The 8,716-nt window shown below is 48.8% G+C and carries 5 protein-coding genes; 2 read left to right on the top strand and 3 right to left on the bottom strand.

Annotated elements, in window-relative coordinates; genetic code table 11:
- Nucleotides 1-316: 316 nt before the first annotated feature.
- Complete coding sequence (locus L1N82_RS16975; protein WP_235288644.1) at nt 317-1,030, bottom strand: AAA family ATPase; 714 nt, start codon at nt 1,028-1,030, stop codon at nt 317-319.
- Between the two features lie 145 nt (nt 1,031-1,175).
- Between L1N82_RS16975 and L1N82_RS16970 the strand changes: the two genes are divergently transcribed.
- A complete protein-coding gene (locus L1N82_RS16970; RefSeq protein WP_235288643.1) occupies nt 1,176-2,696 on the top strand; it encodes an alpha/beta hydrolase family protein in 1,521 nt (506 codons plus the stop codon).
- A 97-nt stretch (nt 2,697-2,793) separates the two neighbouring features.
- Here the strand turns inward: L1N82_RS16970 and L1N82_RS16965 are convergent, their stop codons facing one another.
- Nucleotides 2,794-3,111, bottom strand: coding sequence for a hypothetical protein (locus L1N82_RS16965; RefSeq protein WP_235288642.1), 318 nt, complete (start codon nt 3,109-3,111; stop codon nt 2,794-2,796).
- A 157-nt stretch (nt 3,112-3,268) separates the two neighbouring features.
- Here L1N82_RS16965 and L1N82_RS16960 point away from each other — a divergent pair, with 157 nt between their 5' ends.
- Complete coding sequence (locus L1N82_RS16960) at nt 3,269-4,477, top strand: stalk domain-containing protein (protein WP_407946769.1); 1,209 nt, start codon at nt 3,269-3,271, stop codon at nt 4,475-4,477.
- Nucleotides 4,478-4,611: 134 nt separating this feature from the next.
- Here the strand turns inward: L1N82_RS16960 and L1N82_RS16955 are convergent, their stop codons facing one another.
- The gene (locus L1N82_RS16955; RefSeq protein ID WP_268822016.1) at nt 4,612-8,532 is read right to left on the bottom strand and encodes an Ig-like domain-containing protein; all 3,921 of its coding nucleotides are present in this window, start codon (nt 8,530-8,532) and stop codon (nt 4,612-4,614) included.
- Between the last annotated feature and the right edge of the window lie 184 nt (nt 8,533-8,716).

Raw genomic sequence — 8,716 nt, 5'->3', positions numbered from 1 at the left:
ACAGGGCAGTTCGCTCGTTGTTCAGTTTTCAAAGAACAATTACGGAAGCATTCATATTGCGATCTTCGCTCCGCCTTGCTTGTCCCTGCCGCTCTCGCGACCGGAATTAGAATATATCATAGTTCGTTACGTCTTTGCAAGTGTTTGTTTTTTCCACTTGTTCGTGTCCGGCTTGTTAAGCCGTTCACAGTACCTGCTGCCTTGTCGCTTGATCAGCGGCAGGAGTTATAGAATACACCTATCTGCTGCAAGATACAAGTGGAAGTTCACCCCAGCTAGAATATGTGTTCAATGAGTATGGGGGATTTTTTACAGCCTAATCGTCATCCTCGAACAGATGCCTGAACACCGCGCTTCTATTCTCTAGAAACCTGCGGGTCAGCTGATAGTGGTCGGTCTCTTCATAGTCCACCGCAGAAATCGGACTCGTATCGAAGCTGATGATCTCGGCATCCGGGTAACCCATCAATATAGGGGAATGCGTAGCAATAATAAATTGCGAGGTCTCCGACAGATCCTTAATAATCCGCAGTAATGCCAGCTGCCTTGCCGGGGACAATGCCGCCTCGGGCTCGTCAAGCAGATAGATGCCCCTGTCATGGAACCGGTGGGTGAATAAGCTGAGGAACGACTCGCCATGAGACTGGCTGTGCAGCGACTTGCCGCCGTAAGCGTCCATAAGACCCACCTCGTCAACATGAGTCGCAAACGCAAAAAACGATTCTGCCCGCAGGAAGAAGCCTGTTGTGATTTTCGGCAGCCAGGACAATCTCAAATAATCACCCAGCGCCGCTTCAGATGCATCCACTTGATAGGCGTTATTTCGCCCCCCGCCCGCTGTATGAAACCCGCACCCGTAAGCGATTGCCTCAAGCAGCGTCGATTTGCCGGAGCCATTTTCCCCGACGAAGAACGTGACATTCTGCTTTAATTCCAGCGTGAACATTCTATCAATCAGCGGCAGCGAAAATGGGTACTCCGATCGGCCGCTCATCTTATCCTTCAACAGCGTTACACTTCTGAGGTACACGGTTATCCCCCTGTCTATGCGATAAGTGTCTCTTTTATATAAGTCTACCACTCTCTTAGCGGGGCTGCCACGGACCCAGAAGCTTACATAATTGTAATGCAGCTGAAAGACAAATCGATGGCCGGCTTATAGGCTGCAGGTTACGATGATAGCAATTAAGAAGGGAGGAATCAGGGTGCGTCTTGTTGAGCTGCTGCTTCTACTATTTAATACTGGCTGGCTTATTTTATCTATTGTCCAAAATCGCAAAATCCCACTCGCTGCTGCCAGCGTAATAGGTGTCCTGCTGTTAGCCGTTCATGGATTTACCGAAGGGTTCAGGGTGCAGATGCTGCTGTCTTATGTGTTGACCGTGTTGTTTGCGGCTGTAACCGCCTACTCATATCTCACAAGGGGAAAAACCCGCAAGCTCCCGCGATACTTAAAGTTTATTGGCCGGGGTGCTGCGGTGGTCATGCTTCTGCTCACGATTGGTCTCATAGCGGCATTCCCGGTGTTCAAGCTGCCCGAACCAACGGGCGGATATCAAGTGGGGACGCAAACCTTTCACTTCACGGATACCGATCGGGAAGAGCTGTTCGATGATAAGGCCGAAGGCTATAGAGAGCTGATGGTCCAAGTCTGGTACCCCGCCCAGGATACGCACGGTTCCCCCGTCCCTTTCATTGCAGACGAACGATTACTGAATGAAGAGCCGCTGTCCAAAACGCTCGGATTTCCGTCCGCTGTCATGGATTATTTGAAGTACGTACCGAGCCACTCCTATGAAGGAGCCGAGATTTCTGCTGCCCAAGCTGCCTATCCGCTCATCCTTCTGAATCATGGCTACAAATCATCGCGGATCTATCACACGTCTTTGGCCGAGCATCTAGCCAGCCATGGTTATATTGTCGCTTCAATCGACCATACATACAGCTCGTTTGCTACCGTTTTTCCCGGGGGACGGGTCGCCGCAATGCGGACGGATGAATATCGGATTGTTGAGACGGAATACCGGGATCAGGTTGGAGCCGTCTGGACGAGCGATGTGGCTTTCGTACTGGATCAATTCGAGAAAATAAACGCCGGGGAGCTCGCTTCAGGCCTGCATGGGAAGCTCGATATGCAGCACATAGGAGTTATCGGGCATTCTTTTGGCGGTGCTGCGGCGTATGACGCTTCCTATGATGACCGGATCACAGCCGGGATTAACCTGGATGGCGGGCTTTACCGGTACCACGGCCGGGACGGATTTACGAAGCCGTTCATGGTTATGTTCTCGGAGAACACGTTTGACCGCTTCAATAAGGTCAGGCAGCACTATGTGTATACCGATGAAGAACTGCACGAAATGGGAGCGACAAGGGAGGAGATTGAGCAGGAAACCAGGGATGCCGAGGTGGAGATCAGCCATTTTCAAAACACGGCAAGACACGGCGGATACATCTTATATGTGGAAGGAATGTCGCATTATAATTTTGCCGATGTGCAGTTTCTTACGCCAATACTCCAGCTGATCGGTATGACCGGTGAAATCAATCCAGCAAGGGCGGCTTCGATCGTGAACAGCTATACGCTGGATTTTTTTGACCGGTATCTGAAGGACAAGGAAGGGGATTTGCTCGAAGGACCGAGTGAGACGTTCCCTGAGGTGAAAATCGCGACTCCGCTGTTTGGCGGGGAGTGAATGGATGGGGGTTCACCAGGTCTGTGCGACACAGCGCACGGGCCGTTCCTTTTTTGACGATGGAAAATGGCACGTTGATTCTAGCTGGCAACGAAGACTACTTCAGGGCTGAATATAAGTAGAGAGCAAAGCCAGTGAAGATGATGAGCTGAGTAATGAATAGAATGAGTAGAACGGGCCGCTTCCGGTTGCGGGCAAAATCAAGGTAATGATAGATTACTGGCGTCGCGACCATGAACAGGAAAGGTCCAACCAGAAATGCCATGGTCATTCCATTCGGAGCGCCGGCATTATTGTTCAAGCTATCATACAGCATCGCACAGCCTGCGGCGATCAAGTAGAGATTCGCAGCAGACAGCAGGGATAGCGTGCCGTTAAATTCTCCTTTGGTGATTTTACGGATTAGTGTTCTCATGAGGGTCCTCCTGAATTCCTATCTTCCAGTTTCTATTATAATATGGAAAAGGAATTGTAGTCTCTGATAAAATGATAGAATCTAGTACTTCTCTCAAAAAAGGAGATTACATCTACTCATGAAACGCGCATGTGCCATCGTGTTAAGTGCCGCTCTTATGTTTGGCAGCAGTGCTGCCCTTGCCAATCCCGCCGCCACAGCAGCTCCACGGGTCAGCATCCTGCTGGACGACTACGCGCTGCCTTTTCCCGCTGAACCGATGATTACGCAGGGCACGACAATGGTGCCTTTCCGGGCCATTGCCGAAGCCCTCGGCATTGAAGTGACCTGGAATCAGGCACACCAAGAGATAACCGCCACCAGCAAGCGGCAGGAAAATGCACCGAAGGTGGTGCTGACCGTCGGCAGCCGGCAGGCCAAAGTCAACGGCCAATCCGTTAACCTGAGCGTTGCGCCGATGACGCAGAAGGGCCATACCCTAATTCCGCTCAGCTTCTTCAGCCAGCAGTTCGGAGCAGGCGTTGGCTGGGATCAGAAGACCCGAACCGTCTCTATTACTTCGCCGCGCAGCGATATGTACACGTTGGGCTTCTATGCGCTCAGCTCCTTCGACGAGCGGGCGATGCTGCCCGAGCTTGACGCGGCTGCGTTTGGCTGGAGCCGGATTGATAAGGAAGGCAATTTTACGATTAGCGGTGCTGAATACCGCTGGCCGCAGGCGGCTGGCAGCATCACCCCGGAGTCTATTGTCCAGAATGCGGCTGACCAAGGTACTCTGCCCTATCTGATGGTGTACTCAAGCGATAGCTCGGGTGAGCTAACCAAGAATCTTGAAGATCCGGCCCTGCAGGAGCAGACAGTGAACAGCATCGTGGACACGGCGGTGCAGAAGGGTTTTAAGGGGATTAACCTGGATCTGGAGGGACTGGGCTGGAGCGGGGATAAGGCCAAAGCGAAGAGTGATTATAACGCCTTTGTGAAAAAGCTGTCCGCCAAGGCCAAGGCCAACGGCTTGAAGGTCGGTGTTGTTCTTCATCCGCTCAACAGCGCCTATACCGGGTACGACTATGCCGCGCTGGGCAAGCTCGCCGACGAGCTGATTATTATGGCATACGAGTATGAGGGCGGTAAGAAGCCCGAGCCGCTGAACAAAGTGGATGAAGCGATCCGGCTTGCGCTGAAGGAGACCAGCAAGGACAAGCTTGTGCTCGGCATCTCCCTCGACAGCGAGAACGCCAAGTCCGTCAACGCCAAAATCGGCCTCGCCAAACGCTATGACCTCAAAGGCATCGCCCTATGGCGCCTCGGCATCATCGGCCAGGAAGCCTGGCAGGCGATGCATGAAGCGATTGAGTTTAAGGGTTAAAGAGATCTGTAAGATAGCAGTTGAACTGACTGGATGGACGCTACTTCTTTCTAGCCAGATCTGCTTACTAATAAAAGACAAGACGGCCCTGTTGGCGCAAACCAACAGGGCCGTCTCTATATCCCATACTTGATTTATTGGACTGTAATGTTAAGAGATTCGCTTACTTCCTTATCTCCTTCTTTTGCTACGATTGACAAGTGTTGCCCCTTTGTCAAACTCGTTGAATGATAAAGATTTACTGTAAAAGAGCCATTATCATTAACCCAAGAAGAGCCTATAACCTGTCCACTCTCATTGGTGACCAGAATGGTTGTAAGTCTGTTACCCACGACCCTGGCACCATCGTAAGTTCCTTCGATTGCTATCGAATTTGTCGTAACTATACTCGTAACTATAGGTGTAATGGATTTGGGAGCTGACTGGATAGTAATATACAGCGGATCACTTGGCAGCTTTCCCGGTTCGTCTGCGATAATGTAGATCCGGTCGCCGCCTCGAAGGATGGCAGAAGCTAATCCAATGTACCACCATCCGGTATTCATATCCGCATAACTACCCTCGTATATCTGACGGCCATCTTCATAAAACACATTAATTAACGCCCTCTTAGCAGCGTACCCGCTCAATTTACCTGTATACCCATAGATGACAGAGTCGTCTAAAACCGGCTGACTTGACTTCTCGGCCGGGGCAACGACAGTCACTTCAAGAGCTTCACTTGCCCACTTGCCTCTGGCATCCGCCTTCAGCACCAGCTTGCTGCCTGGTTGAATTTGTTCGGATATCATAAAACTAAAAGCACCTTGGCTGTCCGCCATTATATTATCGCGAAGAACAGCCCCGTCCTCAGTGTACAAGTAAATTGCAGCATAAGGCTCTGATGTCCCCTTAACGGTATAATACTCATCACCATACACAGGAACAGTTATTGTCGGCACAGCCGTATATTCGGTTGGCTCAATTACCGTAAATACGAACGGCACACTCTCCTTCATGCCCGGCGCAACTGCCGTTATTTGATACTGCGTATTCGCAACAAATTCCACATTATGGAAGGTCAAGATACCATCTGGGAGCGGGTACCACTGATCCATCACATTACCGTTCATATCCTTTAAATACACCTTAACTGATGAATCAGGCAATGCCTTCACTGTAAAATACGTAAAGTCGTTGTAAACCTCGCCAACTATACTAGGAGAAGGGGTAATCGGTCGAACCTCGACCTTAACCGAAACAGGTGTGCTGTTCAACTTCTCGTAGCCTTTTGCAGTTACATACAACATTTCCCCCGCAACAGGCAGGGACGACAGCGAAATAGAGAATCTTTCGTGATACTCGCTTGTGCTTCCTTGGCCGATGATGGTACCGTCAGAGCGCTTTACGGTTAAAGAAGCATTCCGTTCAGCCAACCCCGATATATACGCATCCCCTTCATAGACAACCCCCGTTACTGTTGGCGGAGCGGTTGCGGTTGTAGGGGCGATTACCGTCACATAGGTGGGATCACTTTTCTTTTTCTGGTTCGCCTGCGCATATACAATAATTGTATCCCCAACAGTCAGCCTCGCAGCACTAGAGAAATACACTGAGAATGTGTTCCCTAGATTATTATGGGACGTTCCAATCACGGTACCATCTATGGTCGTAACTGTTATTTCATTGGACCAGTCCTCCACCGTACCCGAAATGTTCTTGGTATCGACATATACGGGCTTTGTAATGACTGGGGCTGCCGTCTTTGGCCTTTCCATGACCTGAACTTCGAGACGCCCGCTCGTCCATCGGTCGGTATACATCGTCACATACAATTTATCACCATCGGACAGCTTCAAATCCGGATTATAGTCAAACAGGTTAAAACTAAAAAACATGTCAAACTCCCCTGGCTGGACGTTAAGAACTATCCCATCCTCCGTTTCGACCTTTAAGGAATATGTCTCATCCAGGTTAAAGACACTTCCGCTGATATAACCGATATCCGTATAGACGGGATTCTCTACCGACGGTTCAGGCGCGCTGTCCTCAATGATAAAATCGGGGACGGTCAACTCCTTACCCGCTTCGACCTGAAACTCTTCCGAATAATACCGCATAGGATACAAATAAAAATTAAGAGTGTATGTTCCCGGTGCTACGTTCTCAAACTTGAATGCACCATCTGGCCCAGTTCCGCTGGAATATTCCCCGGTGGTTCCATCTGCACCTTTAAGAACTATGGTCATATATCCAATTGGAATCGGCTCGGTCATATAATAGGCCAGATGCTTCAGTGTGCCTCTAACAGTCGTACTCTGCTTCGACAGTATAAGAGTCTGAGAAAGGACCGCCTCTGCATTCTTGTAAGACACCGCGTACACAACGTTTTTTTCTTCAGCTGTTGCTAACATTGGTACGGTTATTCTGACACTCTTTCTATCACTCAACAAGACAATCTCGCTAGATTCCGTATCCACATACACACCATCATTAACCTTCATAGTTACTGCAAAGTCCGAAGCAGATACAGCATCCGGCAGTGTCTGATTGAAGCTGACGGTTAAATATCCGTTTGCTGCCAAGACGCTCTCAATACTTAAGTGCCCGTTGCTAGGATTTGGAGTTCCGCCAGTACCAGGGGCAGAACTACCTCCCGTACCTGCAGAAGGAGCAGCTCCATTCGAGCCTTCGGATGAACCGCCCCCTGCACCCGTTCCACCCCCACTCCCAACTGGCATGGTGACAACGCCAGCCTGAGGCGCAGCTTTTTGTGGAACAACGGAATCTTTAGCAGCGTCGGATAATACGACTTCTTGAATTTGTCCGTCACCTGTAACGGTACACTTGCTCTCAAGTTCCAATACTTGAACTGTAACGCTTTTATTCAAAGCAAGACTTCTAATACCCACATTCTTGCCTATATGGAGACGGGCGATGATTCCAGATTGAGCCGTAAAACCATCCAAATCGGTGATAAGGCTGACGTTTTTGAAATTTCCCGATATCGTGATATTTCGTGCATCTGGCACTTTTGTCCCCGATACTTGTGTCCCAGGAAGCACGGATACATTAACAAAGCCTGCACCTGTAATATTTGCCTCCTCAATCGTGGCACTGGATAAAATCTCGGTGTTCTGAATTTCTGTAGAACCTTCAGCGACAACACGTACCGCTTTATTAATACGGTTAACTGATACTGATGTCAGTTTGCTATCCTTAACATGAATACTATTTGCGCCGCCGCCCTGGATGTTTGTAACACCATCTACTTTAACTTGATTAAGATAGACATTTCCATCGCCCACCATATCGGTGATAGTTAGATCACCTTTTATATACATGTTCTTTAGCGTTACATCTGGCGATGTTATTATAACGTCCTGTTCTAATGTTCGTGTTGCTGTATCATCACCAAAGGCTCCTGCCTGCTTAAAGACAAGCGGGGTGGCAATATGAGCCTTCTTGATCGCAACGACCGAATCTGCCCGTGTCATTAATCGCTGTGGCTGGAAAGCTCCGTCCGAATCTGTGTTCATAATGCCCTCAGACAGCACCTGCCGGACTGCTGCTTGTGCCCAAGAAGCTATTACCGCTGCATCTGCAGGTGAATTTTTTTCAGTTGCTTGCTTATCCTCCAAAGAAAAAATTCGTTCAAGCATAACAGCAGCTTCTTGTCGCGAAATTTTCTGTTTAGAACGAAACGTATTGTCGGTAAAACCATGAATATATCCTTGTTTAATCGCTTTTTGGACTTCTGTATAAACCCAATCTATCTGTTTTAAATCCCTAAATCCAATAGGAGCCTTTTCCGTAAACATAAAGGCCCTATTTACTAATGTGACGAATTCTCCTCTGGTTACGGTCTCGTCAGGGCGTACCGTTTGATCGGGATATCCGGAAAGCAGTCCTTGGCTCAACCAATCCTGCAGATCGGCCTCTGCCCAATGTCCCTTTATATCTTTGAATTGATTTGCAATGCTTGTGTTTGGGCCCCCATGTACAACTCCGAGAGGAAATACTAGAAGAAAGGTAAGCAGAAGGCAGCTGAGTTTTTTAAATTTGTAAACGGGCAATGTGTATGGTCACTCCTCTAATTAATATTACTACTAAAATCCAACCAAAAAGAAATCTTCCTCATTAGCCATGATAAATCTATTAATTAATATGCGTATGCCTCCCCTTTATCAAATACTGGCCAAATACATCTTGATCATTTCTACAACTGGTACTAATTACCTATATTGTGCACTTTCCGAC

Origin of the sequence: Paenibacillus tarimensis, assembly GCF_021532315.1 — a bacterium.
Taxonomy (GTDB): domain Bacteria; phylum Bacillota; class Bacilli; order Paenibacillales; family Paenibacillaceae; genus Paenibacillus_I; species Paenibacillus_I tarimensis.
This window is presented reverse-complemented; position numbering and strand designations above follow the sequence as displayed.

Bases quoted from the DNA above. Each gene is read 5' to 3' on its own strand.
- L1N82_RS16970 (WP_235288643.1), top strand. From the start codon at position 1,176: ATGATAGCAATTAAGAAGGGAGGAATCAGGGTGCGTCTTGTTGAGCTG.
- L1N82_RS16965 (WP_235288642.1), bottom strand. From the start codon at position 3,111: ATGAGAACACTAATCCGTAAAATCACCAAAGGAGAATTTAACGGCACG.
- L1N82_RS16960 (WP_407946769.1), top strand. From the start codon at position 3,269: ATGTTTGGCAGCAGTGCTGCCCTTGCCAATCCCGCCGCCACAGCAGCT.